At 72.5% G+C, this 24,018-nt stretch carries 21 protein-coding genes and 1 pseudogene; 10 read left to right on the forward strand and 12 right to left on the reverse strand.

Annotated features, from left to right (window positions below; translation table 11 throughout):
* Positions 1 to 60: 60 nt before the first annotated feature.
* Positions 61 to 1,008: a TolB family protein gene (locus tag AAH991_RS04935; protein ID WP_346224543.1), complete on the forward strand. Its 948-nt coding sequence runs from the start codon at positions 61 to 63 to the stop codon at positions 1,006 to 1,008.
* Positions 1,009 to 1,041: 33 nt separating this feature from the next.
* On the opposite strand, the gene AAH991_RS04940 is transcribed toward AAH991_RS04935, so the two are convergent.
* The 4 genes from AAH991_RS04940 to AAH991_RS04955 form a co-directional block, all read right to left on the reverse strand.
* Entirely contained in the window at positions 1,042 to 4,473 is a 3,432-nt protein-coding gene (locus AAH991_RS04940) for an AfsR/SARP family transcriptional regulator (protein ID WP_346224544.1), read from the reverse strand.
* Positions 4,431 to 4,949, reverse strand: coding sequence for a hypothetical protein (locus AAH991_RS04945; protein ID WP_346224545.1), 519 nt, complete (start codon positions 4,947 to 4,949; stop codon positions 4,431 to 4,433). Before AAH991_RS04945 ends, AAH991_RS04940 begins: the two co-directional genes overlap by 43 nt.
* A complete protein-coding gene (locus AAH991_RS04950) occupies positions 4,934 to 5,266 on the reverse strand; it encodes a hypothetical protein (protein ID WP_346224546.1) in 333 nt (110 codons plus the stop codon). The genes AAH991_RS04945 and AAH991_RS04950 overlap by 16 nt, the downstream gene beginning before the upstream one ends.
* Before the next feature lie 93 nt (positions 5,267 to 5,359).
* The gene (locus AAH991_RS04955; protein WP_346224547.1) at positions 5,360 to 6,388 is read right to left on the reverse strand and encodes a saccharopine dehydrogenase family protein; all 1,029 of its coding nucleotides are present in this window, start codon (positions 6,386 to 6,388) and stop codon (positions 5,360 to 5,362) included.
* 111 nt (positions 6,389 to 6,499) lie between these two features.
* On the opposite strand from AAH991_RS04955, the gene AAH991_RS04960 reads away from it, so the two are divergent.
* The 3 genes from AAH991_RS04960 (at position 6,500) to AAH991_RS04970 (ending at position 9,494) form a co-directional block, all read left to right on the forward strand.
* The gene (locus AAH991_RS04960; protein ID WP_346224548.1) at positions 6,500 to 7,444 is read left to right on the forward strand and encodes a helix-turn-helix domain-containing protein; all 945 of its coding nucleotides are present in this window, start codon (positions 6,500 to 6,502) and stop codon (positions 7,442 to 7,444) included.
* 305 nt (positions 7,445 to 7,749) lie between these two features.
* Complete coding sequence (locus AAH991_RS04965; protein ID WP_346224549.1) at positions 7,750 to 8,529, forward strand: electron transfer flavoprotein subunit beta/FixA family protein; 780 nt, start codon at positions 7,750 to 7,752, stop codon at positions 8,527 to 8,529.
* Positions 8,530 to 8,540: 11 nt separating this feature from the next.
* Positions 8,541 to 9,494, forward strand: a complete 954-nt coding sequence (locus AAH991_RS04970; RefSeq protein ID WP_346224550.1) for an electron transfer flavoprotein subunit alpha/FixB family protein — start codon at positions 8,541 to 8,543, stop codon at positions 9,492 to 9,494.
* 183 nt (positions 9,495 to 9,677) lie between these two features.
* Here the strand turns inward: AAH991_RS04970 and AAH991_RS04975 are convergent, their stop codons facing one another.
* Both AAH991_RS04975 and AAH991_RS04980 read right to left on the reverse strand, forming a co-directional pair.
* A complete protein-coding gene (locus tag AAH991_RS04975; RefSeq protein WP_346224551.1) occupies positions 9,678 to 10,889 on the reverse strand; it encodes an MFS transporter in 1,212 nt (403 codons plus the stop codon).
* 138 nt (positions 10,890 to 11,027) lie between these two features.
* A complete protein-coding gene (locus tag AAH991_RS04980) occupies positions 11,028 to 11,519 on the reverse strand; it encodes a TetR/AcrR family transcriptional regulator (protein ID WP_169984248.1) in 492 nt (163 codons plus the stop codon).
* 103 nt (positions 11,520 to 11,622) lie between these two features.
* On the opposite strand from AAH991_RS04980, the gene AAH991_RS04985 reads away from it, so the two are divergent.
* Positions 11,623 to 12,777 carry a cysteine desulfurase family protein gene (locus AAH991_RS04985; protein ID WP_346224552.1) on the forward strand — a complete coding sequence of 385 codons (1,155 nt, stop codon included), beginning with the start codon at positions 11,623 to 11,625 and terminating at the stop codon, positions 12,775 to 12,777.
* A gap of 8 nt (positions 12,778 to 12,785) precedes the next feature.
* Here the strand turns inward: AAH991_RS04985 and AAH991_RS04990 are convergent, their stop codons facing one another.
* From AAH991_RS04990 to AAH991_RS05000, 3 genes are all read right to left on the reverse strand, one after another.
* Positions 12,786 to 13,340, reverse strand: a complete 555-nt coding sequence (locus AAH991_RS04990; protein WP_346224553.1) for a hemerythrin domain-containing protein — start codon at positions 13,338 to 13,340, stop codon at positions 12,786 to 12,788.
* Positions 13,341 to 13,354: 14 nt separating this feature from the next.
* The gene (locus AAH991_RS04995) at positions 13,355 to 14,275 is read right to left on the reverse strand and encodes a Rieske (2Fe-2S) protein (RefSeq protein WP_346224554.1); all 921 of its coding nucleotides are present in this window, start codon (positions 14,273 to 14,275) and stop codon (positions 13,355 to 13,357) included.
* A 118-nt stretch (positions 14,276 to 14,393) separates the two neighbouring features.
* Positions 14,394 to 15,437, reverse strand: coding sequence for a DUF695 domain-containing protein (locus AAH991_RS05000; RefSeq protein WP_346224555.1), 1,044 nt, complete (start codon positions 15,435 to 15,437; stop codon positions 14,394 to 14,396).
* Positions 15,438 to 15,513: 76 nt separating this feature from the next.
* On the opposite strand from AAH991_RS05000, the gene mnmA reads away from it, so the two are divergent.
* Positions 15,514 to 16,599: a tRNA 2-thiouridine(34) synthase MnmA gene (gene mnmA, locus AAH991_RS05005; protein ID WP_346224556.1), complete on the forward strand. Its 1,086-nt coding sequence runs from the start codon at positions 15,514 to 15,516 to the stop codon at positions 16,597 to 16,599.
* Positions 16,600 to 16,601: 2 nt separating this feature from the next.
* On the opposite strand, the gene AAH991_RS05010 is transcribed toward mnmA, so the two are convergent.
* Complete coding sequence (locus tag AAH991_RS05010) at positions 16,602 to 17,234, reverse strand: MBL fold metallo-hydrolase (RefSeq protein WP_346224557.1); 633 nt, start codon at positions 17,232 to 17,234, stop codon at positions 16,602 to 16,604.
* 19 nt (positions 17,235 to 17,253) lie between these two features.
* Between AAH991_RS05010 and AAH991_RS05015 the strand changes: the two genes are divergently transcribed.
* From AAH991_RS05015 to AAH991_RS05030, 4 genes are all read left to right on the forward strand, one after another.
* Positions 17,254 to 18,258: a methionine synthase gene (locus AAH991_RS05015; protein WP_346224558.1), complete on the forward strand. Its 1,005-nt coding sequence runs from the start codon at positions 17,254 to 17,256 to the stop codon at positions 18,256 to 18,258.
* A gap of 178 nt (positions 18,259 to 18,436) precedes the next feature.
* A complete protein-coding gene (locus tag AAH991_RS05020) occupies positions 18,437 to 18,868 on the forward strand; it encodes a hypothetical protein (RefSeq protein WP_346224559.1) in 432 nt (143 codons plus the stop codon).
* A 362-nt stretch (positions 18,869 to 19,230) separates the two neighbouring features.
* The gene (gene ligA / locus AAH991_RS05025) at positions 19,231 to 21,432 is read left to right on the forward strand and encodes an NAD-dependent DNA ligase LigA (protein WP_346224782.1); all 2,202 of its coding nucleotides are present in this window, start codon (positions 19,231 to 19,233) and stop codon (positions 21,430 to 21,432) included.
* A gap of 139 nt (positions 21,433 to 21,571) precedes the next feature.
* Positions 21,572 to 22,462 carry a PhzF family phenazine biosynthesis protein gene (locus AAH991_RS05030; RefSeq protein ID WP_346224560.1) on the forward strand — a complete coding sequence of 297 codons (891 nt, stop codon included), beginning with the start codon at positions 21,572 to 21,574 and terminating at the stop codon, positions 22,460 to 22,462.
* Between the two features lie 9 nt (positions 22,463 to 22,471).
* Here AAH991_RS05030 and AAH991_RS05035 read toward each other — a convergent pair whose 3' ends face one another.
* Complete coding sequence (locus AAH991_RS05035; protein ID WP_346224561.1) at positions 22,472 to 23,581, reverse strand: hypothetical protein; 1,110 nt, start codon at positions 23,579 to 23,581, stop codon at positions 22,472 to 22,474.
* A pseudogene (locus AAH991_RS05040) lies at positions 23,578 to 23,826 on the reverse strand (DUF397 domain-containing protein); the annotation flags it as partial. The pseudogene AAH991_RS05040 and the gene AAH991_RS05035, both read right to left, overlap by 4 nt.
* Between the last annotated feature and the right edge of the window lie 192 nt (positions 23,827 to 24,018).

Consider the following 24,018-nt stretch of genomic DNA (forward strand, 5'->3'; position numbering starts at 1 on the left):
CCTTTCCGTCCCGGGACGCGACCGAGATCCTTGATGTCCGCGTCGTGCGAAGATGTCGAAATGCTGTCCCGAGTAGCGCTCGCCGCGGCGACGGCCGCCGCGGCGTTCCTGACCATCCCCCAGGCCGAGGCCGCCGCGGCCACGCCGGTGATCCGTTACGCGGGTCTCGGGTCCTGCCTTCAGCCGGACGGCGGCCGGCAGCCGTGCGGCCCGTTGAAGCTCTGGCTGAGCGACGGCCGCGTCGTCGCGCTCCCCGGCGCGCGCAGGACCGTGGCGCCCGGCGAGTACACCGTCGCCGCCGTCGTCGCGGTCTCCCAGGACGGCGCCCGGGCCGCGTACTTCGCGGGCAAGGACGGCGTGCTCACGATCTGGGAGGCGGCCACCGGCAGGGCGCGCGAGATCCCCGCGGTGACGTGGCCGGACGACCTCCGGATGAACGCGCTGACCCTCGCCCCGGGCGGCCGGTTCGTCGGCATGCGCGGCGTGAACGCCGCCGAGTGGGAGATCGAGCGGGTCGTGGACACGGCCGGCGGAAAGGTCTTCACGCTGCCGAGGGGATACCAGTCCTGGGATTTCAGCCCGGACGGGAAGCGCATGATGGCCGGTGACAACCGGACGGCCGTGCTCTACGCCACCGGCACGTGGTCGGTGAAGTTGCGGCGCTCCGTCTACATGCGGGGCGACCTCGCCCGTGACGGCGTCACGGTGGCCTCGCCGAAGTGGACGAAGACCGGCGGCACCGTCAAGAACGTAATCCTCACCCGCAACCTGGCCACGGCGAAGAAGAGCAGCATCCCCATCCGGCTTCACACGGGCGAGGAGGCCCTGAAGGCACGCTGGGACAGGGCGGGCCACCTCGACGTCCTGACCCGGTCCGACCGCACCGTGCACGGTGACCTGCGCAGGACGCACACCTGGTATCGGGTGGACCGCGCCACGCACCAGTTGCGCCGGCTCGACTCCTTCGTCATCCCGTCCTCGGTGGGGGGCTACGTCCTCGCCGGCTGACGGCTCGGCCGGCCGGAGGGGTACACCCGTCCGTCACCGGGGCCGGGTGAGCGGCGTGGTGCCCAGTTGGGCGTGGATCCGGGCGGCCTCCTCGGTCTCGCCCAGGATTTCGAGCGACCTGGCCTCGTCGAAGGCGATGCCCAGACGGCGAGCGGCGGCCAGAGCGCGTCCGGCGGCCCGCCGGGCCCTCCGCCGCCGCCCCGCCGCCTCGTGCGTCAGCGCCGCGGCCCAGCCCATGCGGGGCGCGGCCGACGGGGTACGGCGAGCCAGCCGGGACATGTGACGCAGCACCCTCCGGACGGCCGGGTCGTCCGCCTCCAGCGCCCAGAGCACCTCGGCCAGCCCCGCCCACGCCTCGAGGGTGCCCCTGAGCGGCATGTCCGGCCGGTCCGCCGTACGCAGTGCGTCGTCCAGGGCCGGGCGGGCGGCGGGCGCGTCGTCGCCGAGCAGGTGGAACCGGGCCTGCGCGACGCCGAGCCGCAGCCGCTGGATCGCCGGGATCTTGGCCCCGGCCCGGGCGAAGTGGTCCTCGCCGAGCACGGGCAACGCCCGTGTCGCCTCCTCGGCGGCCTTGAGGACCGCGCTCACGTCGGCGGGGTCACGGTCGGCGAGCCGCAGCAGGGCCTCCGCCTGCCCGGTCAGGCCCCAGTAACCGGACAGGGTCTCGCCCATCCGCGCGACCGACGTCTCGGCCACCGCCGCCATCAGCGGCGCGGCGGCCGCGTAGCACCCCCGCTGGATCTCCAGATCGGCGAGCAGCCCGAGGCAGTGCTCCGCGAGGCGGGGATCGGCGGGGTGCCGTCGGGCCAGCGTGAGGGCCCGCCGCGCGGCGGTGAACCGTCCCTCGGCCGTGAGCCGCAGTCCGCGCGCGAGACGGGCGCGGGAGACCGCCACCGGGTCCGGCACCGCGGCGATCTGCTCGTCGGCCAGGCGGCCGTAGTGCCGGGCCGCCGCCTCGGACCCGGCGAGGGCGGCCACGACGGCGAAGTTGGCGTACGCCTCGGCGCGTTCGACCGGACCGCCCGCCCGCTCCGCCGCGTCGAGGTGACGCACCACGCTGAGCAGCATCGTGTCCTGCTCCTGCCGGTGATAGCCGAGCTCGGCGAGGACGGACAGGGTGTGCGCGGCCTCGGCGGCGAGTTCGCGCGCCGGTCTCCGCCGGGCGCGTCCGCTGAGCGGAGTGGTGCGGCGGACCGCCTGCCGCGCCAGTCCTCCGGCCACCGCGCTCGACTTTCCGGGCAAGGACGACGGCAGCGGCCGGTCGGCGACCGACAGCGCTCTCCTGAAGGCCGCCAGGCTCTCCGCGCCGCGCTCGAACTGGAAGTGCGCCGTCCCCGCGAGCCGGTGCCACCGTGCCGACGCCGCCCGGTCCTCCGGCCGTACGGCCGCGATCATGTCGGAGGCCACGGACAACGCCTCGGCGTAGCGGTGCCTGCGCAGGCACAGCGTCCAGTAGCTCTCCGCGAAGGCCGCCCGATCCGGGTCGGTCAGCCGGTGGACCGCATGACGCCAGGCCTGCCGGATGTCGTCGATCTCCGATTCGAGCTCGTGGAGCACGGACGGGTCGGCGTGATCGCGGAGCCTGGCCGCCCGGTCCCGGAGAAAGCGGGCGTACCAGGCGGCGTGGCGGGCCCGGGGCGACTCGTCGGCGAGGTGTGCGACCGCGTACTGCCGTACGAGCTCGTGGACGCGGTGCCGGCCGTCGTGGTCGCGGCGCACCAGTGAGTGATCGACGAGCCTCGCGATGACCAGGGCGGTGGTGTCCGCGACCTCGATCCCGGCGGGAAGCGTGAACCCGCCGGCGAACACCGAGACGGCGGCCAGGACCCGCTGCTCCACGGCGGTGAGAAGCCGCCAGGAGGTGTCGAAGACCTGTCTCATGCTGGCATGCCGGGTGGCGGCCGCCGGTTGCGGATGCACCAGGAGATCCGCCGGGGCATGGGCGGTGCGGGGCGCGGGACCGGCAGGGTCGAGGTGCTCCGCGATCTCCTCGCAGGTCATCGCCCGGGTCAGCGTCGCGGCCAGCTCGACGGCGAGGGGCAGCCCGCCGACCGCCCGGCAGACGCGGTCGAGTGAGTGCGTGTCCGGGGCGATGTCCGGCACCAGGGTTCTGGCACGTTCCAGCAACAGCGCTCGCGCCGGGGCGCCGCACAGCGCGGGCACCTCGTGGACGTGCTCGGCGCAGATGCCCATCCTGCGCCGTGAGGTCGCCAGGATCCGTACGGCGGGCGCGGCCGCCAGGATCGCCCCGGCCAGCGGCGCCACGCTGGGCAGGTGCTCCAGGTTGTCCAGCACCAGGACCAGGTTGCGGCGGCGTACGGCGGCGAGCAGCAGATCGCGGGCGGGTCTCGGCGGCGTCAGGTCGACGCCGGCGGCCTCCGCCAGGGTCGTCGCGACGACGTCCACCTCGCCGTCCATCTCGCCGTCCATCTCGCCGTCCGCTTCGCCTGCGGCCGCCCGCGCCGTGGAATGGTGCGGCCGCACCGAGGCGAACGAGACGAACAGCACCTCCTCGTCGAGTCGTTCGGCGACGGCGATGGCGAGCCGCGTCTTGCCCACGCCGCCCGGGCCGGTCAGCGTGAGCAGCCGCACCTTCCGGTCCCGCAGCTTCGCGCAGACGTTCTCGATCTCGGCCTCGCGGCCGATCAACCGGGTCAGCGGCCGGGGCAGCCGCCGCGTGGCCGTACCACCACCCGGCGGACCCTCGCGGGGCGGCGCGGCGGCCCGCGCGCCGCGAGCCGGGGGAGCCGGGCGAGCCGGGGAAGCCGGCGGCCCGCCGAGCGCGATCCGCTGCCGGAGCGCCTGGGTGCGGGGATCGGGCGCGACGCCGAGTTCGCGGTCCAGACTCCGGCGGCATGCCTCGTACTGCGCCAGGGCGCCCGCCCGGTTGCCCGTGGCCGACATGACCTCGATGATCAGCTGGTGGGCGCTCTCGTCCAGCCCGTCGACGGCGAGGACCCGGCGCGCCAGCCGTACGGCGCCGTCGCGGTCCCCCCGGTTCCAGGCCGCCCGTGCCCGCTCGCCGAGCGCCTGCGCCGCGGCGTGCCCGGCCTGCCGCCGGCGTTCGGCGACCCAGTCGTCGAAGGCGGGGGCGTCCGCGACCACGAGGTCGTCCAGGAAGCCGCCGCGGTAGTCCGTGGGCACCGATCCTTTCTCGACCAGGTCCTCCCAATCCAGCGAGTACGGACGGTCGCGGTCGAAGGCGACGTGGGTCCGGTCGACGACCAGGTGGCTCCCCGCGGCCCGGCGCAGTTCCACCAGGGCGAGCCGGAGGCTTGCGCGTGCGTTCGCCTCCGCGCGGTCTCCCCACAGCAGCCCGGCGAGGGCCGATCTCGTCCGCGATGTGCCCTCCACCGCCAGGTAGAACAACAGGGCCTTCGCCTTCGCCGATCGCACGGGCACGGCGGAGCCGTCCCCGGCTGTCAGAGACGGGGTTTTGAGCACGCGCACATGCAACTCGTCCATCCCACGACCCCCGTCGGCGTGACCCCGTGCGAGTGGCCTGATCGTATATGCGTTTCAAGGTCACTTATAGGGACCAATACCGAAAAAGGCGGCTGATTCGCATCGCGAGTGAACGGCGAGTGCGGAAAGCGGCGATGTATTTCACCGCAATCCATCGAGTAACAGCTAGGAGAACCAGTTGGCGCCGAGCTCCTGAATCGTCCTGCCCCCCCCTTGGGCACCAGCAGCGCCTCGCTCAGCACCTGGTTGACGTGCTTGGGGTGGTTGACCATACCGAACAGGAAAAACGAGCCGCCGTCCGCGGTGCGGAAACCGAAGACCGACCCGTGGCCGGCGAACGCGACGTACGCGCCCTTGTACACCTTCGGGAACACCTTGCGGCTGTAGCTGTCCCCGGCCAGGCGGTAGCCGGAGGCCCCCTCCTTCTTCTCGTTGTTCCAGAAGTTCAGGTATTCCTCGGTCACCGCGTGCGCCACCGGTTGCGTTCGAGCACGGCCTCGTGCATCGCCGCCTCGACGAACAGCGCGTCGACACGGTCGTTCCGCCGCCACCACTTGCGCGCGCGGAGCGTCGCGTTGTACCTGCGCACCCACTCCCGCAGCGCCCGCCTCGCCTCGGGGGCGGTGAGACCCGCCGCCGCGGCGGAAGGAGTGGGCGAGGCGTCCGGCGAAGCGGGCGGCGACGTGACCACGGCAGGCGTCGGCGCGCCGGCCGTCCGGGCGACCGGCCGGGGGACCACACCACAGCCGGACACGCTTGCTACGAGAGCGACGATCAGCAGCGTTGCGCGCACTCGCGCGGGACTCCCGGGGCCGGCGGTCAAACGACCATGAACATATCGGACATCCGAGCACGGCTTCACGGTCTCCGGCGTCGCCGGGCGGAGCTAGGGACGCAGTTCCAGCGAGATGTGCGGGGACAGCGCGCGGAGGAAGTCGGCGGCATCGAAGATCTCGCCGGCGGCGGCGACGCCGTCGGTCCTGGTCCGTCCGGTGAGGATGCGGCCGACCGCCTCCACCGCGAGCGGCGCGGTGACGGCGTAGATGTCCTGCCCGCTCGCCACGGCGCGCCGTTCGGCCCCGCCGCGGCGCACGACGACGTCGACGAGGAAGGTCTGCGCGGACCGCCCGTGCCGGTCGACGGGGGCGGGCGCGGGTGTGTCCGGGGCCGACAAATCCCTGGCCGCCTCGACCGTCATGTAGGTGCGCACGTCGGGGATGGACAGGTGGCTGGGAATGGTGACGACGTCGGCCATCGTGAACTCCCCGATGACGGCCCGAGGCCCCATCGGGCCGGGGAAGGGCCACTCCAGGGTCGGCAGGTCGTCCTGGTGATACTCCAACCGGCCGTTCCGGTAACGGACGCGCCGGCCGGCGCGCCGCTGCCCGGAGACCGTGCCCGAGGCGCGTGTCCCGGCGGTGGGGTGCCAACTGCTCAGCCCGTACGCGACGTGCGCCTCGTCGGCCGTGCTCCAGTCGCCCATCGCGGCGGTCGCCAGCAGGTCGCCGAGGCCGCCGTAGAACGCCATCGCGGGGACGACCACCGCTCCCGCGGCACGGGCGCGGTCCGTGAAGTGCCGGAAGGTGTCGGCGTTGGCCTCGATCTCGGCCGCCACGTCCACGTACGGGATCCCCGCGCGCAGTGCCGCCTCGATGACGGGCGCGGCCGTCGTGGCGAAGGGGCCGGCACAGTTGATCACCGCCGCCGCGCCGGCCAGCGCGCGGTCGAGCGAGGCGGGGTCGTCGACCGACGCCGGGCGGGCCTCCAGCCCGAATTCGGCCGCCGGCTTCGTCAGCTTGTCGGCGTCGCGCCCGGACGGAACCGGCACGAACCCGCGCTCGATCAGCTCTGCCACCACGAACCGCCCGGTGTGCCCGTACGCGCCGAACACCGCCACCGTGAGCCCCGATTCCATGGGGTTCTCCTTCTGTCCCGATCGTCTGCCGCGATCTGTTGTGAACATCCTGGCGATCACCGGCATCCGACCGTGAGTGTCCGGAACGCCATCACCCGTACAATTTCGGACGTGATCACTGTCGCGCTGGCCGTCACCGACGGAATGCTGCATTTCGAGCTGTCCTTGGCGTACGAGGTCTTCGGGACCGATCCCGGCTTGGCCGATCCCTGGTACGGCCTCGTCGTCTGCGGGCCGGGCGCCGTGCGGGCCGGGCGGTTCCTGCTGGAGCCCGACCACGGTCTCGACCGGCTGCGGCAGGCCCACACCGTGATCGTCCCGGGGTGGGCGGACGTCGACGTCGCTCCGCCCGCCGATCTGGTCGACGCGGTGCGCGCGGCCCACGAGGCGGGCGCACGTGTGGCCTCCCTCTGCACGGGCGCGTTCGTGCTGGCCGCCGCCGGCCTGCTGGACGGAAAGCGGGCGACCACGCACTGGGCGCACACCCGCGATCTGGCCACCCGCTATCCCCACGTGCAGGTGGACCCGGACGTCCTGTACGTGGATTGCGGCAGCGTGCTCACCTCCGCCGGCAAGGCCGCGGCCATGGACCTGTGCCTGCACCTCGTCCGCCTCGACCACGGTTCGTCGGTCGCCAACGCGGTCGCCCGCCGCCTGGTCGTGCCGCCGCACCGGGACGGCGGCCAGTCGCAGTTCGTCACCACGCCGGTGCCGGCTCCGGGCAACCACCCGCTCGCCGACCTTCTCCCCTGGGTGATCGAACGGCTGGACCGGCCGCTGACCGTCGAGGACCTGGCCCGCCGGGCGCGGATGAGCTCGCGCAACCTCAACCGCCACTTCAGGTCGGTGACCGGCACCACCCCGCTGCAGTGGCTGCTTACCCAGCGGATCCGTCACGCCCAGGAGTTGCTGGAGACCACGGACGACGGCATCGACACCATCGCGGCGGCCACCGGCATGGGCACCGCCACGACGCTGCGCCGGCACTTCAACCGCACGGTGGGCGTGCCTCCGGACACCTACCGCCGTACCTTCCGCTCGCGGACCCGCCCCTGACGTCCCGGCCACAGGGACCTCCCCGGGGCCTCCGGAACATAGTTCGGTAGGGTGGGACGTGGGCGTGACCGGGTTCTGGGAATTCCTCAACCGAAGGACGCGGCCGTAAAAACCTGGAGGTTTGCACCTAAGCTACCGACGGGTAACATACCGCCTGAGGGGAACAGGGTCATCTCGACACCCGGGCCACCTGCACAGGCGCGCCCGCGAGCACCTGGCAGTCTTGCATCACGTGCGCGTACCCCGCGACACGTACCGAGAACCGCGGCGTCAGCCGTACGGAAAGGGGAGGTCGGCCACCGGCCATGAACATCGTCGTCTGCGTGAAGCAGGTCCCCGACACGGCGACCGAGCGCAAGCTGAGGTCCGATGACAAGACGCTCGACCGCGACGCCGCCGACGGCGTCGTGAACGAGCTCGACGAGTACGCGGTCGAGGAGGCGCTGCGGCTCAAGGAGGCCCATGGAGGCGAGGTCACCGTCCTCAGCATGGGCCCCGCCAAGGCCACCGAGACCATCCGCAAGGCCCTGGCGATGGGCGCCGACAAGGCGGTGCACCTGCACGACGACGCGCTGCACGGCTCGGACGCCCTCGGCACCTCCTACGCCATCTCCCAGGCCCTGAAGAAGATCGGCTACGACCTGGTCATCCTGGGTTCCGAGTCGACCGACGCCCGCACCGGCATGCTCGCCGCGATGCTGGCCGAGCGGCTCGGCGCCCCGCAGCTCACGCTCGCCGGCAAGGTCGAGGTCGAGGGCACCTCGATCCGGGTCGAGCGGATCACCGACTACGGCTACGACAAGGTCGAGGCGTCGCTGCCCGCCGTCGTGTCCGTGGTCGAGAAGATCAACGAGCCGCGCTACCCGTCGTTCAAGGGCATCATGGCGGCCAAGAAGAAGCCCGTCGAGACGCTCGGCGTCGCCGACGCGGAGATCGCGGCCGACCAGGTCGGCCTGGCGAACTCCTGGAGCGAGGTCGTCGAGTTCGCCGCCGCCCCGCCGCGTGCCGCGGGCACCGTGATCAAGGACGAGGGCGACGGCGGGGCCAAGGCCGCCGAGTTCCTCGCGTCGAAGAAGTTCATCTGAGGGGCCCCGTGATGAGTGAGATTCTGGTTCTCGTCGAGCACGTCGACGGTGACGTCAAGAAGGTCACCCTCGAACTGCTGACCCTGGCCCGGACGCTGGGCACGCCGGCCGCCGTATGGGCCGGCCCCGGCTACTCCGACGCCGCGAAGGCCAGGCTGGCCGAGTACGGCGCGGAGAAGATCTACGTGGCGGCGGCCGACGAGATCGGCGACTACGTGGCGGCGCCCAAGGCCGAGGTGCTGGCGCACCTGGTGGCACAGCGCTCCCCGGCCGCGGTCTTCGTCGCCGCGACCGGCGAGGGCAAGGAGATCGCCGGCCGCCTCGCGATCAAGACGGACTCCGGTGTGATCTCGGACGCGGTGGGCGTCGGCGAGGGCTTCGTCGCCGAGCAGTCCATCTTCGGCGGCGGCGTGAACGTCCGCAGCCGCGTGACCAAGGGCACGCCGATCATCACGGTCCGCCCGAACAGCACCGCCCCCGTCGCCGCCGCCGCGGCCGGCGCCGAGGAGAAGGTGGAGGTCGCGCTGTCGGACGCCGCCCGCGCGGCCAGGATCGTCGAGCGGGTCGTCCAGGAGAAGGGCGCCCGTCCCGAGCTCACCGAGGCCGCGATCGTGGTCTCCGGCGGCCGGGGCGTGGGTTCGGGCGAGAACTTCGCGATCATCGAGAAGCTCGCCGACGCGCTCGGCGCGGCCGTGGGCGCCTCGCGGGCCGCGACCGACGCCGGTTGGTACCCCCACCAGTTCCAGGTCGGGCAGACGGGCAAGACCGTGTCTCCGCAGCTCTACATCGCGGCAGGCATCTCCGGCGCCATCCAGCACCGGGCCGGCATGCAGACCTCCAAGACCATCGTCGTGATCAACAAGGACGCCGAGGCGCCCCTGTTCGAGATCGCCGACTTCGGTGTCGTGGGCGACCTGTTCCAGGTCGTGCCGCAGCTCACCGAGGAGATCGACAAGCGCAAGTGACACGTCCGGCCCGTGCCATGGGTCCACACGGCACGGGCCGCAGGCTCGTCGTCGGCGCCCGCCGGATCACCCGGCGGGCGCCGACGCGTCTCGTTCGCTCCCGGCCGGTGAAAGAGCCGGGGAGCCAGGCCGCCGCCGACCCCGGCGGTCCCCGGCGGGCCAGGCCTGAGCACCGCCCACGCGTCAGGCGGCCGCGCGGAGGTGAACCTCCTCGTCTCCCGGCCGGACCGGCAGCGGGACGATCTCCGTACGGGACGCGGGCAGCAGCCGTGCGGCCACGGCGATGACGACGCCGAGGACGACGGCCACGCCCATCGCGGCCCGCAGCGACGCCGCGCTGGACAGGAAACCGATGACCACGGGACCGAGCAGCAGGCCCGCGTAGCCCATGGCGCTCGCCTGCGCGATCGCCGGGCCGGGCTCGGGCGTCGCGGTTCCCGCCAGCGACAGCGCCATCGGCGAGATGGTCGCCACCGACAGCCCGATGAAGAACAGCCCGGCCACGGCCGCCACGGTCACCGGCGCGGCGATGACCACGAGGAACGTGAACGCGGTGGCGGCGCCCGAGAACATGACCAGCCCGCGGGCGCCGTAGCGGCCGCGCAGCCGGTCGCCGGCCAGCCGGGCGAGCAGCATGCCCGCCTCGAACACCGGGTAGCCGAGCGCGGCGACCGCCTCGGAGGCGTGCAGCGTGCCGATCAGGTACAGGCCGTTCCAGTCGGCGACCACGCCCTCGACCATGAACGCGGCGAAGGTGATCGCACCGAGCAGGTAGACGACCCCGGGCAGCCTGCGCCGGGGGCGGGCGGACGATGCGGCGCCGGCCGTCCGCTGCGCGGCGTCGGGCAGGTGCATGCGGCTGAGGGCCAGCGCGGCGGGCACCGACACCAGGGCGACGACCAGGATGTGGGCGGTGAGGGACAGCCCCGAAGCGATGGCCGCCGTGCCGAGCAGGCCCGCCGAGATCGCGCCGACGCACCATCCCGCGTGCATGCCGCTCATGACCGGCCGGCCGTACGCGCGCTCGACGGCCGAGCCCTGGGCGTTCATGCCGACGTCGACCGCGCCGAAGGCCATGCCGAACAACGCGGCGGCCACGGCCAGCACGGGGAAGGACGGCGCGAACGCGACGAGGACCAGTGACGCCGCGCACAGAGGGGCGGCCGCGCGCAGGACGCCGCGGCTGCCGAACCTGGCCAGGACGACGCGCATGAGCTGCATGGTGAGCAGCGCGCCGAGCCCCCAGCTGAGCAGGGTGAGCCCGACCGACGACTCCGGCAGGCGGAGCCGGTCGGCCAGCGCCGGGAGGCGCACGGTGAAGGTTCCACACATCAGGCCGGCCAGGACGAAGGTGAGGACTGCCCCGTGACGGGCCTTCCTCAAAGCGCGGGTCATCACAGCTTCCTTTCCAGGTGTGTCAAGTGGGTTTCCGAGCCCGGATTTACGGGCAGACACCAGCAGGTCGCCCTTTCACGGCAAGGCCGGAAGGAAGGGCGACCACCAAGTGGGTGCTCAGGGGTTACAAGAGGCGCGCTACAACAGGGCGAGCAGCCTGGCGCGGATGGCGGCGTAGTCGATGATCGCCGCACAGTGGGTGGCGACCTCCCAGACGCCCTCACAGGCCAGCCGTACGACCTGGGACGCCAGGGGGTCGGGCTCGTCGTCCAGGCCGTCCCGCATCCAGCGGGCCATCGCCCCGCGCAGCGGCGCGAGCAGTTCGGGATCGCCGGCCGCGCCCGTGACCACGGCCCATCGTCGCAGCCGGCCGGTCTCCACGGCCTCGAACGTCGCGGCGAGGTACGCCCGGGTGTAGGTGCTCTCCGACTGCGCCTCGATCAGCGCGTCGAAGTCGGCGATCAGGCGCTCGATCATCCCTTTGACGAGCGCTTCCTTGCTGGCGAAGTGGTAGAGGAGGCCGCCCTTGCTGACACCGGCGCGCTCGGCCACCGCCGCCAGGGTCAGGGCCTGGGCGCCCTGGTCCTGGAGCAGGCCCTCGGCCGCGTCCAGCAGTTCGTCCCTCCTCATGCCGTCTACTGTACCGTCTGGACGGTTCAGTCGCGACACGTTATCGGTGTCCTCCGTCACCCCGGATACGCTTGGTGGGCTGAATACGTGTCAGGGAGGGGTCATGGGAGCTGCGTATCTGGACCATGCCTCGACCACGCCGATGCTGCCCGAGGCGATCCAGGCGATGACGGCCCAGCTCGGGGAGGTCGGCAACCCCTCGTCCCTGCACGCGGCCGGCCGCCGCGCCCGGCGGGTCGTCGAGGAGTCGCGCGAGACCATCGCCTGCGCGCTCGGCGCCCGCCCGAGCGAGGTCGTGTTCACGGCCGGTGGCACCGAGGCCGACAACCTCGCCATCAAGGGCCTCTACTGGGCGAGGAAGCGGCCCAGGATCCTGATCAGCTCGGTCGAGCACCACGCCGCCCTCGATCCCGCCCACTGGCTCGGCGACCACCACGGCGCCCGCGTGGAGCTGCTGGAGGTCGACGAGCAGGGCCGGGTGCATCCGGAGACGCTGCGCGAGGCCATCGCCCGCGACCCGGACGACGTGGCGCTCGTGAGCGTCATGTGGGCCAACAACGAGGTGGGCACCGTGCAGCCGGTGCGCGTGCTGGCCGCCATCGCGCACGAGTACGGCATCCCCTTCCACACCGACGCCGTGCAGGCGGTGGGCCAGCTTCCGGTCTCGTTCGCCGAGTCCGGCGTGGACGCCATGACCGTCTCCGGCCACAAGGTCGGCGGTCCGGTGGGCGTGGGGGCGCTGCTGCTGGCCCGCGGCGTCGATCCGGTTCCGGTCCTGCACGGAGGCGGGCAGGAACGTGACATCCGCTCCGGCACTCTCGACGCGCCGGCCATCGCCGGGTTCGCGGCGGCGGTCGAGACGGCCGTCGCGCGGCAGCCCGCCACGGCCGAGCGGCTGTCGGCGCTCCGCGACGACCTGATCGAGCGCGTACGGCGGGCCGTGCCCGACGTGGTGCTGAACGGCGACCCGGTGAACCGGCTGCCGGGCAACGCCCACTTCTCGTTCCCCGGCTGTGAGGGGGACGCCCTGCTCATGCTCCTCGACGCCAAGGGCGTGGAGTGCTCCACCGGATCGGCCTGCTCCGCCGGGGTGGCCCAGCCGTCCCACGTGCTGCTGGCCATGGGCCAGGACGGCGTGCGGGCTCGTGGCTCGCTGCGCTTCTCCCTCGGGCACACGTCCGTGGAGGAGGACGTCGACCGGGTCGCGGACGTCATCGGGCACGTCGTCGAGCGCGCCCGGCGTGCCGGCCTGTCCTGACCCGCCCACTACGCCGCAGGCCTACCGGGCCGGGCCGTACGGCGCAGCAGCGCCCGCTGCAGGCGCAGGACCGCCCGGACACGCCGCGACGAGCGCAGCCGCCCCAGGCGGGCTTGGAGCCGGTCGCCCAGCTCGGCGAGCAGTTCCTCGTCGGCGAAGCGCTCGATCTCCGGGAACATCTGCCGCTCCTCGTCCAGATGGGCGTGCGACTCCAGCACGTCGTGCAGCACGTCCAGTTCCCGGTCGAACCGCCCGGTCCGCGGGTCGGCGCGCACCAGCGCCGCGAGCTGGTCGCTGAGCTGGCGGTGCTCGGACCAGGCCGCGGCGAGGGCCGGGGTGACGTCGCGCAGGGCGGGATAGAAGATTCCCTCCTCGATCCGTTCGTGCATCCACAGCTCGTCGAACAGTTCGCCGGTGAGCGCGCGCCGCCGTCCCGGCTGGGAACGCGGCGTCTCCCGCAGGTGCCGTATGAGCGCCCGCAACACCTCGTGGTGCTCCACGAGCACCCGCGTCGCCGTCTTCCGTCCCTGTCCGGCCGGCGCTCTCGGGGCTTCCGTGAGCACCTGCGACCTCCTCCTCACGGCTGCACCTCCTGCTGGTGGACCAGTGCGCTCCCGGGAGGCGCGGTGGCGACGGCAGGCGCCCTGCGCACCTCGATCCACCCGTCGCGCACGCGGGTCTGGAAGCACGGCGCGGGCGCGGTGGCGGGGCCGTTCAGGCTCTGCCCGCCGGAGAGGTCGAACCGGGAGCCGTGCCAGGGGCAGGTGAGGGAGCCGTCCCTGAGCCAGCCCTGGGACAGCGGGCCGCCCAGATGCGGGCAGGCGTTCTCCAGTGCGTGGATGCGGCCCTCCGCGCGGACCAGGACGACCTCCACGGCCCCGGCCCGCGCCCGGTGCGGGCTCCTGTCGGGCAGGTCGCGCTCGGCCATCACCCGGGTGAAGTGGCGGGGTTCGAGCCTCTCGTCCGTATGGTCGACCCCGATCCGATGGCGGTAGACCAGCGTGCCGCCCAGGAAGGCGCTCGTCATGATCACGGGGTAGCCGAGCAGGGCGGCGAGCAGCCCGCGCAGATGGTGTCCCCGGCCCCGCTGCCACCACGACACCCCGTACAGGCCGAGGGCGAGCGTGTTGAGCGTGCCGTGGACCAGACCGACGCGCCGCGCGTCGTCATGCGTGTGCTGCCAGTCGTGCAGGCCGGTCACCGCGGCGGCCAGCGCTCCGGCGATGCCGACTCCCACGGCCGTGCGCGCCGCCCGCTTCTGCCCGGTGAGGTCGAGGACCAGCGCCGTCGTCCAGCAGCCGATGGGGAGGTCGGTGAACACCGGATGGAGGGGGTGCCCCAGCCAGACGCCGTGCAGGACGCCGCGGGCGCGCCCCCCGGTGACCCCGAGGAGGTTCTCCGTGAACGCGAGGCCCTGTTCGAGCCGGTGACCCGGCCGGTCGAGGCGGCCGTCACCCTCGATCGCGTTCGGCAGCCGGTCCAGTGCGCGCTGAGCCATGTCCGAACCCCAATCCGGCCCGCGGCCTGCGGGAACGGGTGGAACGCGGGCGCACGCCCGCACGGTGCTCTTGCGACGTGCCCGCTCCGTATGCGGTGAAACGCGCCGAATATCCGGTTCAGGTCAGGAAGGGGGCCACCGCGCTCCAGGAGGGGTCCTCGGCCACGTCGACGCGGGCGGGCCCCTCCTTCCACTCGGCGGCGATCTCCTCGACCATGGGCGCGACGGCCGCCGCGGGATCGGCGTACACGTGCAGCACCCGGCTCCGGTCGGCGCTCATGTGGGCGGCCAGCACGGCCGAGCCGCCGGCCTCGGCCAGCCTGAGGGTCAGCCGGTCCTCGAACTCACGCAGCGCGTCCAGGGAGGCCCCCACGGGCAGTCCGTCGCCCTCGGCCTCCCGGTATGGCAGCGTGACCGCGATGTGCTGGTCGAACAGGGGGAAGTCCACGGGCCTGAGGGGGTACCGGGCGGTGGCGGTCAGCCGGCCGCCGGTCGCGGTGTGGCCTTCGAGGATCGCCCACCGCTCCTCCTTGAAACCCTCCGCCACGTCGGCGACGACGGCGGGCAGGTGGATCGCGGGAAGGGCGTCGATCGGCTCGAACTCCGCGGCCACGATCTCGCCGACCCACCGGGCCACCTCGTCCTCGCCCAGCAGCCAGTCGAGCGCGAGGAAGGTCGCCTCCATGCGGGTGTCGTCGTCGACGTCCGGGAAGATCGGGTGGAAGGCGGTGACGTCGACACGGGGGGTGCCGGGCGGCACGCGCAGCGCCACCACCAGCCGGTCGAGCCCGAACTCCCGCCCGCCGACGTCGACCGTCAGGTCCGCGGCCTGCGGATTCGCCTGCCGCGACGGATAGAACTCCCACATCGCGTCCGACGGCGGCGCGGCCAGGGCCCACCGGTGGGCGAGCGGCCGCAGCTCGGGGTCGTTCGACGCGCTGACCACCAGGGCGTGCACGGCCATGCGGCCGGGAGCGATCTCCCAGACGAGGGACGGATGGAGTGCGGTGACGGCGGGGCCGATCAGCTCGGCCAGGGCCTGCGGGTCCTCCGCCTCGACGTGCGCGTCGATCTGGGGACGGGCCTGGTCCCACCAGGTCCAGAACGCCGCGATGGCCTCGGCGGGGTCGGTGGACTCGCTCTTGCGCCCGAACAGTCGCATGACCCCGCATCCTCCCAGCCCGCCCGCCCCGATGCCAACGCGGGCGCGCTCCCGCGGGGGGTAACCTCGATGTGTTATGGGTCCCACAGGAAAGCTCCGCGTCCTCGCCGCCATGTCGGGCGGGGTCGACTCCGCGGTGGCCGCCGCCCGGATCGCCGAGGCGGGGCACGACGTGACCGGCGTCCATCTGGCGCTGTCGTCCAACCCGCAGTCCTACCGCACCGGCGCGCGCGGGTGCTGCACGCTGGAGGACGCCCGCGACGCCCGCCGGGCCGCCGACGTCATCGGCATCCCCTTCTACGTGTGGGACATGGCCGAACGGTTCCACCGCGACGTGGTCGAGGACTTCGTCAGCGAGTACGCCGCCGGGCGCACGCCCAACCCCTGCCTGCGGTGCAACGAGAAGATCAAGTTCGAGGCGGTGCTCGACAAGGCGCTCGCGCTCGGCTTCGACGCCGTCGCCACCGGCCATCACGCGCGGCTGGTTGACGGTGTGCTCCGGCGCAGCGTCGACGAGGCCAAGGACCAGTCGTACGTGCTGGGGGTGCTCACCCGCGAGCAGCTCGCGCACGCGATCTTCCCGCTCGGCGACTCGACCAAGGCGCAGGTGCGCGAGGAGGCCGCGCGGCGCGGGCTGACCGTCGCCGACAAGCCCGACAGCCACGACATCTGCTTCATCGCCGACGGCGACACCCGGGCGTTCCTCGCCGAGCGCCTCGGCGCGTCGGAGGGGCCGATCGTCGACGCGCTCACCGGCCGGGTGGTCGGCAGCCACCAGGGGGCGTACGGCTTCACGGTCGGGCAGCGCAAGGGCCTGCACATCGACCGGCCGGCCGCCGACGGCAGGCCGCGCTACGTGCTGTCGATCGAGCCGGTGTCCAACACGGTCACGGTCGGGCCGCGCTCCTCCCTGGAGGTGACCTCCATCGCGGCGGAGCGGCCGGTGTGGAACGGGCCGCTGCCGGAGCCGTACGAGCCGATCACCTGCACCGTGCAGCTGCGGGCGCACGGCGAGGTGTACGGCTGCCGCGCCCAGGTGTCCGGCGGTGAGCTGCACATCCAGCTCGACCGCCCGGCGACCGGCGTCGCGGCGGGCCAGGGCGCCGTCCTGTACGACGGTGACGTCGTCATCGGCTCCGCCACGATCGCCTCGGCCGTCTGAGCTCAGGAGATCTCGACGGACTCCCCGACCGGGACGCGGCGGAAGTCGGCCTTCTGCTTGTCCGCCTCCATGCCGAGCCAGTTGTCGATCAGCTTCGAGCCGATCTCGTTCACGAGCCCGTCGTGGGTGGAGTACGCCCGCGCGGGCCGGACGTAGCGCAGGTAGAGGATGGTGTCGGCCGCCCTCAGCCACGGCGCGTTGGTCGGCACGAGCAGCGTGGGGACCTCGGCGCCCGGCGGCGTGAGGGCGTCACCGGGATAGAACACCTCGTCGTCCACGAAGAAGCCGACGTTCTGCACCGGCAGGACGTCGGGGAGGTTGTGCGCGTGCCACTCGCCGACCGCGCGCACGTGGAACCCCGCCGTGTCGAAGGCGTCCCCCTGGGTGACGACCCGCACCTTCGCCGGGACCTGGCCGAGCTGGTCGGCGACGGCCTGGCAGGTGTACACCTCCAGGTCCGGGCTCGCGTCCTTGAACAGATTCACGTCCACGTGGTCGAAGTGCTCATGCGTGATCAGCACGGCGTCCGCGCCGTCGAGAAGCCCCTCGCCGCTGAACGCGCCGGGATCGATGACGAGGGTCCGCCCGTCCTTCTCCAGCCGCCAGCAGGCGTGACCGAGTTTGGTGAGTTTCATAATCCCTAAGCTAGTGACCGTGAGCGAGTATCCGTGGATCCAGGCCACGGCCACCGGTGTGGGGTCCTATCCGGGCGAGGACCATCTGGAGGCGGTCAGGACGGCCTTCGGCGAGCTTCCCATGCCTTACCTGCCCGAGCTGCCCGCCCGGGGCGTCGGCGCCGACATGATCGGCCGTACGGCGTCACTGCTGGTCGAGCTGCCCGTGGAGGTGCAGCCGTCCGGCTGGCGGCTCAGCGATCGGCCGGGACGGGATTTCAAGCGGGCCAGGGACCACCTCACCCGCGACCTCGACGGCCTGGAGGAGGTCTCCCAGGGCTACGAGGGGCCGTTCAAGATCCAGGCGTGCGGGCCGTGGACGCTGGCCGGGGCGATCGAGCTCCGGCACGGCGACAAGGTGCTCGCCGACGCGGGAGCCGTACGCGACCTGACCGAGTCGCTGGCCGAGGGACTGGCGCAGCACGTGGCGGAGGTCCGGCGCCGCATTCCGGGAGTCGAGCTCGTCGTCCAGATCGACGAGCCGGGACTGCCCGGGGTGCTCGCGGGCACGGTGCCGACCGCGTCCGGCTTCGGGCGGCTGGCCGCCGTCGAGCCGCCGATCGCGTCCGAACGGCTGAAGACCGTGCTCTCCGCGCTCGCGCCCGCCTTCCCGGTCGTCCACTGCTGCGCGCCGGGCGTGCCGTACGACGTCATCCGTACGGCGGGGGCGCGGGGCGTGTCCGTGGACGCCGCGCTGCTGCGCCGCCGCGACGAGGACGCCATCGGGGAGACGATCGAGAAGGGGCTCGCGCTGTTCCTCGGCGTCGTGCCCGGGACCGACTCCCGGCTCGCCGACGTCGGTGTGGTGGCCAAGCCGGCGGTGGAGCTGTGGCGGCGGCTCGGCTTCGCACCGGCGAGGCTCGCCGAGCAGGTCGTGCTCACTCCCGCGTGCGGCCTGGCCGGGGCCTCTCCGGCGTACGCCAGGGCGGCGCTGGCCCGGTGCCGGGAGGCGGCCCTGGTGCTGCGCGAGGACCCCGGCGAGTGAGGCCGGTGCGGGCGCGCGGCGAGTGAGGGCGCGGGGAGTGCGAGCGTGGGGAGTGGGGGCGGGAGCGGGGCCGCGGCGAGTGATCCAAGCGGCCTCCCAGCTCATCCCCAAGTGATTCACAAGCCCTGTCACGTATCTCTTGACGTGCTGGAAGTTCAGACGTTCAGGAGAAGACCCCATGCGAAGCGCCGCGCGCCTTCTGCTCCCTCTCGCCACCGCCGCTCTGGCCGCCGGTCTCGTCGCGGCGCCCGCGTGGGCCTCGGCCTCGTCCGCGGCGGAGACCTGGAAGTGGGGACCGACGGCGTCCTCGGACACCAAGGGCTGGGCGAACGGGTCCGTCCGGTCGGGCTCGTCGGGCCTGCGCATCGTCGGCGACCTTTACGACGCGGGCGGGGCGAAGACCTGCTCGTGGGTGAAGATCAAGTGGCTGACCGACCGCGGGAAGTACCGCACGGCGACCTACCGGAACTGCTCCCAGTCCACCCCGCGGAGGTTCACGGTGAACGCCGGGTACATGCTGCTCGCCAAGGCCATGGTCTGCCGGGGCAGTGCGACCCGCGTCACCGGCAAGTGCTCTCGCTGGGAGCGGGTCTGGACCCAGGGAGGATGACCCTCGGGCCGGTCCCCTTCCCATCCACGGTGACCGGCCCGAGTACACCCGGACAAAAAGGAATGAAAGTGGGCTGCAAGCGGTCTACCGTAATTCTCGATCGCTCCATGGGGCGAGGGGCCGCGCGGTCTGGAGCGGCCCTCTCGCCGAGCGGTCCGGCGGGAGTCGCCCACGTCCTCGGCGCGGCTCCCGCCCCCGTCCTTCGCGAACTGTCGGTCGCCGGAGATACGGTTGCCCTGGGTGTCTGACGAGGGGAGACGGGCGACGTGACCGACAGGGCTGACGAGGCTGACGGGCTCGGCGGCGCCACGCCCGGGGACGCGGCGGACGGGCACGCGGAGGCCACGAGCGAGGTCGAAGGCGTGACGGGCGCCGCCGGGATCACGGGGAGTGCCGAAGGCGCGCCGGCCGAGGCACGGGAGCGGCACGCCGAGCTCACGGAGCTGCTCCAGGACGCCAACTGGCGCTACTACGTGCTCGACTCGCCCACGGTGAGCGACGCCGAGTACGACGGCTGGATGCGGGAGATCCTGGCGCTGGAGGAGGCGCATCCCGATCTGCGCACGCCCGACTCGCCCACCCAGAAGGTGGGGGCGCCGATCTCCACCGAGTTCGCCCCCGTCACCCATCTCCAGCGTATGGAGAGCCTCGACAACGCCTTCAACGACGCCGACCTCGCCGGCTGGCAGGCCAGGGCGGAGCGGCTGATCGAGGCCGACCCGGGCCCCTACCTGTGCGAGCTGAAGATCGACGGCCTGGCCGTCGCGCTCGTGTACGAGAAGGGCCGCCTGGTGCGCGGCGCGACCCGGGGCGACGGGCGCACCGGCGACGACATCACGCCCAACATCCGCACGCTCGGCGACGTGCCGCACCGGCTCACCGGGGACGGCGTCCCCGACCTGCTGGAGGTGCGCGGCGAGGTCTTCCTGCCGGTCGAGGGCTTCAAGAAGCTCAACGAGCAGCTCATGGACGCGGGCAAGCCGCCGTTCGCGAATCCGCGCAACTCCGCCGCCGGCTCGCTGCGGCAGAAGGATCCGCGGATCACCGCGCAGCGCCCGCTGCGGATGATCGTGCACGGCGTCGGCAAGTGGGAGGGCGGCGGTCCGCCGCCCGCCACCCAGTCGGCCGTCTACGAGCGGCTGCGCGACTTCGGGCTGCCGGTCAGCGACCGCTACCGGGTGGTCGAGGGCCTCGACGAGATCCGCGAGTTCGTCGCCTTCTACAACGAGCACCGCCACGACCCGGAGTACGAGATCGACGGCGTGGTGGTGAAGATCGACCGCATCCCGGTGCAGCGGCAGCTCGGCTCGACCAGCCGGGCTCCGCGCTGGGCGATCGCGTTCAAGTACCCGCCTGAGGAGGTCACCACCAAGCTCCTCGACATCCAGGTCGGCGTGGGCAGGACGGGCCGGGTCACGCCGTTCGGCGTGATGAAGCCGGTGGTGGTGGCCGGGTCCACAGTCGAGCGCGCGACGCTGCACAACGGCTCGGAGGTGGCGCGCAAGGGGGTGCTGATCGGCGACACCGTGGTGCTGCGCAAGGCGGGCGACGTCATCCCCGAGATCGTCGGGCCGGTCGTGGACCTGCGGCAGGGCGGCGAGCGGGAGTTCGTGATGCCCACGCACTGCCCCGAGTGCGGCACCCAACTGGCCTACGAGCGTGAGGGCGACGCCGACCTGCGCTGCCCGAACGCCCGATCCTGCCCCGCGCAACTGCGTGAGCGGATCTACTTCGCGGCCGGGCGCAACGCGTTCGACATCGACGGTCTGGGCTACGTCGCGGCGACCGCGCTGACCCAGCCGCTGCCGCCGCAGGAGCCGCCGGTCCGCACGGAGGCCGACCTGTTCGACCTGACCATCGAGAAGCTGCTGCCGATCAGGTCGGTGGTCCGCGACCCCGACTCCGGGCTGCCGAAGACCGATCCGGAGACCGGCGAGCCGAAGGTGGTCTCCTTCTTCGCCAACATCTCCGGGGAGCCGAGCAAGAACGCCGAGCTGATCCTCGAGCAGCTGGAGAAGAAGAAGGACCAGCCGCTGTGGCGGGTGCTCGTGGCGCTGACGATCCGGCACATCGGGCCGCCCACGGCCCGCGCGCTCGCCGCGGAGTTCCGCTCGATCGACGCCATCGCCAAGGCGTCGGAAGAGGAGCTCGCGGCCGTGGAGGGCATCGGCCCGCGGGTCGCCGCGACCATCAAGGAGTGGTTCGCGGTCGACTGGCACCGGGAGATCGTCGAGAAGTGGCGGGCCGCCGGTGTCCGGATGGCCGACGAGTCGTCCGAGGACGAGGGGCCGCGTCCGCTGGAGGGGCTGACGTTCGTCGTCACCGGGACACTGTCGGACTTCAGCCGTGACGAGGCGAGCGAGGCCATCACCGTCAGGGGCGGCAAGGTCACCGGCTCGGTCTCCAAGAAGACCAGCTTCCTGGTCGTGGGGGACAACCCCGGCTCGAAGTACGACAAGGCGGTCAAGGCCGGCGTCCCTATCCTCAACGAGGAGGGCTTCCACACCCTGTTGGGCGAGGGCCCCGACGCCGCCCGCGCCGTCGCCGTCACCCCCGAGGAGTGAGCACGCACCCGGGGAGCAAGTCGCCTCGCGCAACAGTAGAACCGATCTGACGTAGATTCGATCTCACATTGGCAGGGCGTGAGTCGGCGTCACGTGCCGGGCTCGGAACAGGGCCATCTCCTGATCCGTTTCACCGAGCATGCCGACTTCTGCCGCTGCGACCCCCGAAGTTCTGGAGTACGCCGCTTTCACCACCGATCCCGCCGGCGGCAACCTGGCTGGAGTGGTGCTCGACGCCTCCGGGCTCGGTGAGGCGGCCATGCTCGCCATCGCCGCCGAGGTGGGCCACCCGGAGACGGCCTTCCTGAACAAGACCCCGTCACGGGCCGACCGGACTTTCACCGTCCGGTACTTCAGTCCGAAGACGGAGGTGCCGTTCTGCGGGCACGCCACCGTGGCATCGGCGGTCGCGCTCGCCGAACGGATCGGCCCGGGGCGCCTGGTCTTCGAGACGCAGGCCGGAACGGTGCCGGTCGAGGTGGTGGCGGACGAAGGCGGTGTGCTGTGGGCGACCCTCACCAGCGTGGAGCCGTACGTCGAGCCGATCGGCGATCTCGACGTGGCGCAAGCGCTCGACGCCTTGAGGTGGCGGATCGACGAGCTCGACCCGGCGCTACCCCCGCGGATCGCCTACGCGGGATCGCGCCACCTGGTGCTGGCCGCCGCCACCCGCGATCGCCTCGCCGATCTCGACTACGACTTCTCGCGGCTGGCGCGGTACATGACCGATCGGGACCTCGTCACTGTGCACCTGGTGTGGCGGGAGTCGGCGGACACCTTCCAAGTGCGTGACCCGTTCCCCGTCGGCGGGATCGTGGAGGACGCGGCCACCGGGGCCGCCGCGGCCGCTTTCGGGGCGTATCTACGGGACCTCGGCGAGGTCGGTCCCGCGGCCGTGCTGCACCTGCACCAGGGCGTCGACATGGGGTGGCCAGGTCTGCTGCGGGTGGAACTGAGAGACGGGGATGCCAGGATCCGGGTCTCCGGCGCAGCGGTACCTGTTCCGGTGAGGGCCGGTCAGGTGCCATGAGCGGAGGCGTCAGCTGCTCAGCCAGGAATCGAGCCGGGTCAGCAGAGCGGGTCCGGGCCTCAGCCCGGCGGCGGTGCCACTGAACACGGCCTGGCAGGGGGCACGCCAGATCCGCATTTCGGCGACGGCCCCGGTCATGTCGGCCGCCCAGACGACGTCGAGACGGCTGACCGGCACCGCGGCCCGGGTCGGCTGTGGCATACCGCAGTCGACGCCGTTGACGACGTCGGTGGTGCCCTGGCTGTCGGTCACGCTCTCTATGGTGGCCGCGGTGTTGAGGAGTCCCCGGACGAATTCGAGATCCTCTCGCAGGACCCGGTGAGCGCGCAGCCGAAGATCGGCACCGTCGGCCCGGTAGCGGCAGACGGTGACCGCGGCGAGCGGGCCGGGCAGGAACACGTCCCCGCCGCCCCGGTTGCGAGCCATGCCGTCCTGGGGGAACTCCAGGTCCGGCCGGTTGTCCACTTCCGTCACCGCGACCTTGGCCGGGCAGGTTGGCGCCGGGATCGCGTCCGGGTCCCTCGCGATCTGATCTCGATAGAACGAGAGGAAGCGGTCGACCGGCTGCCCGTCCAGAAATCGGGTCCGGCCCGCGTGGTGCACGACTCCGCAGTTGCGGTCGAGCAGGAGCAGCGCGGGTGGCCGGTCGCGGTAGCGCACCGCGAACGACAACTGCTCGCCGTACCCGATGGCGGTGCAGACCTGGCCCATGTGCAGGTCATCGGGCGGCGTCTGGCCCCGAGCGGTCAGGAGAGCCCGTGCCGCCGCTTCCGCCTCATCTCGCGTGGGCAACGCGTTGAGCACGGCGATCATCTCGGCGACGTGGGTGCTGAGGACGCGGTCCCGTCCGGGTCGTGACGACGGCATCGGCCCGGGACCGCCCCTCGGCGGTGTGACCAGCTCGCACAGTGTCACCGAGACGGCGTCCTCGGCGGGCACCAGCGGCCCCGGCCTGTCGGCGGTTCCCCGCACGTCCATCACCGCGACGGGGCAGCCGTTCGCGTTCATGAACCGCGCGTCCAGCGTGTCGACGGGATACGAGGCGGACGCGGCGAGAAGCAACGCGGCCACGACCCCACCGGCCAGGCCGCGTCCGATCCGACCCCGCAACGAGATCACGAAACGAATCTACGCCGGTTCTGCCCGGCGGGCACCGCATCCGAGCGCCATATGCCGGTACCCGCGTGGCCTTCGAGAATCGGATCCCGCACTCGCCCGCTACTCACCCCGGCGATGAAAACCGTCCACTCGCTCGGCGCGAAGGCCAGCACCGGACCCGAGCGGTCCTTGCTGTCCCTCACGGCCACAAGTCCCGGCAGGTTCGTCGCCACTCCGAGGCGGTTGTCGTTGCGGGCAGCAGAACGCGGTGATCGGCGCCTACGTCCGCTGGCGCAACGCCCGGGCCCAGCCCAAGACGAACTTCGCCGCCAGTTCGCCCATCAGAAGCTGGACCAGTTATCAGGCCAAAGTTGCGTGACGGGCCACCAGCTCCGAGGCTGACGGTGCGTACCTGGGGGTTACGGCCCTCTCTCGCAGGGATGGCTTCGGCTGCAGGG

This window comes from Microbispora sp. ZYX-F-249 (assembly GCF_039649665.1).
GTDB classification, from domain to species: domain Bacteria; phylum Actinomycetota; class Actinomycetes; order Streptosporangiales; family Streptosporangiaceae; genus Microbispora; species Microbispora maris.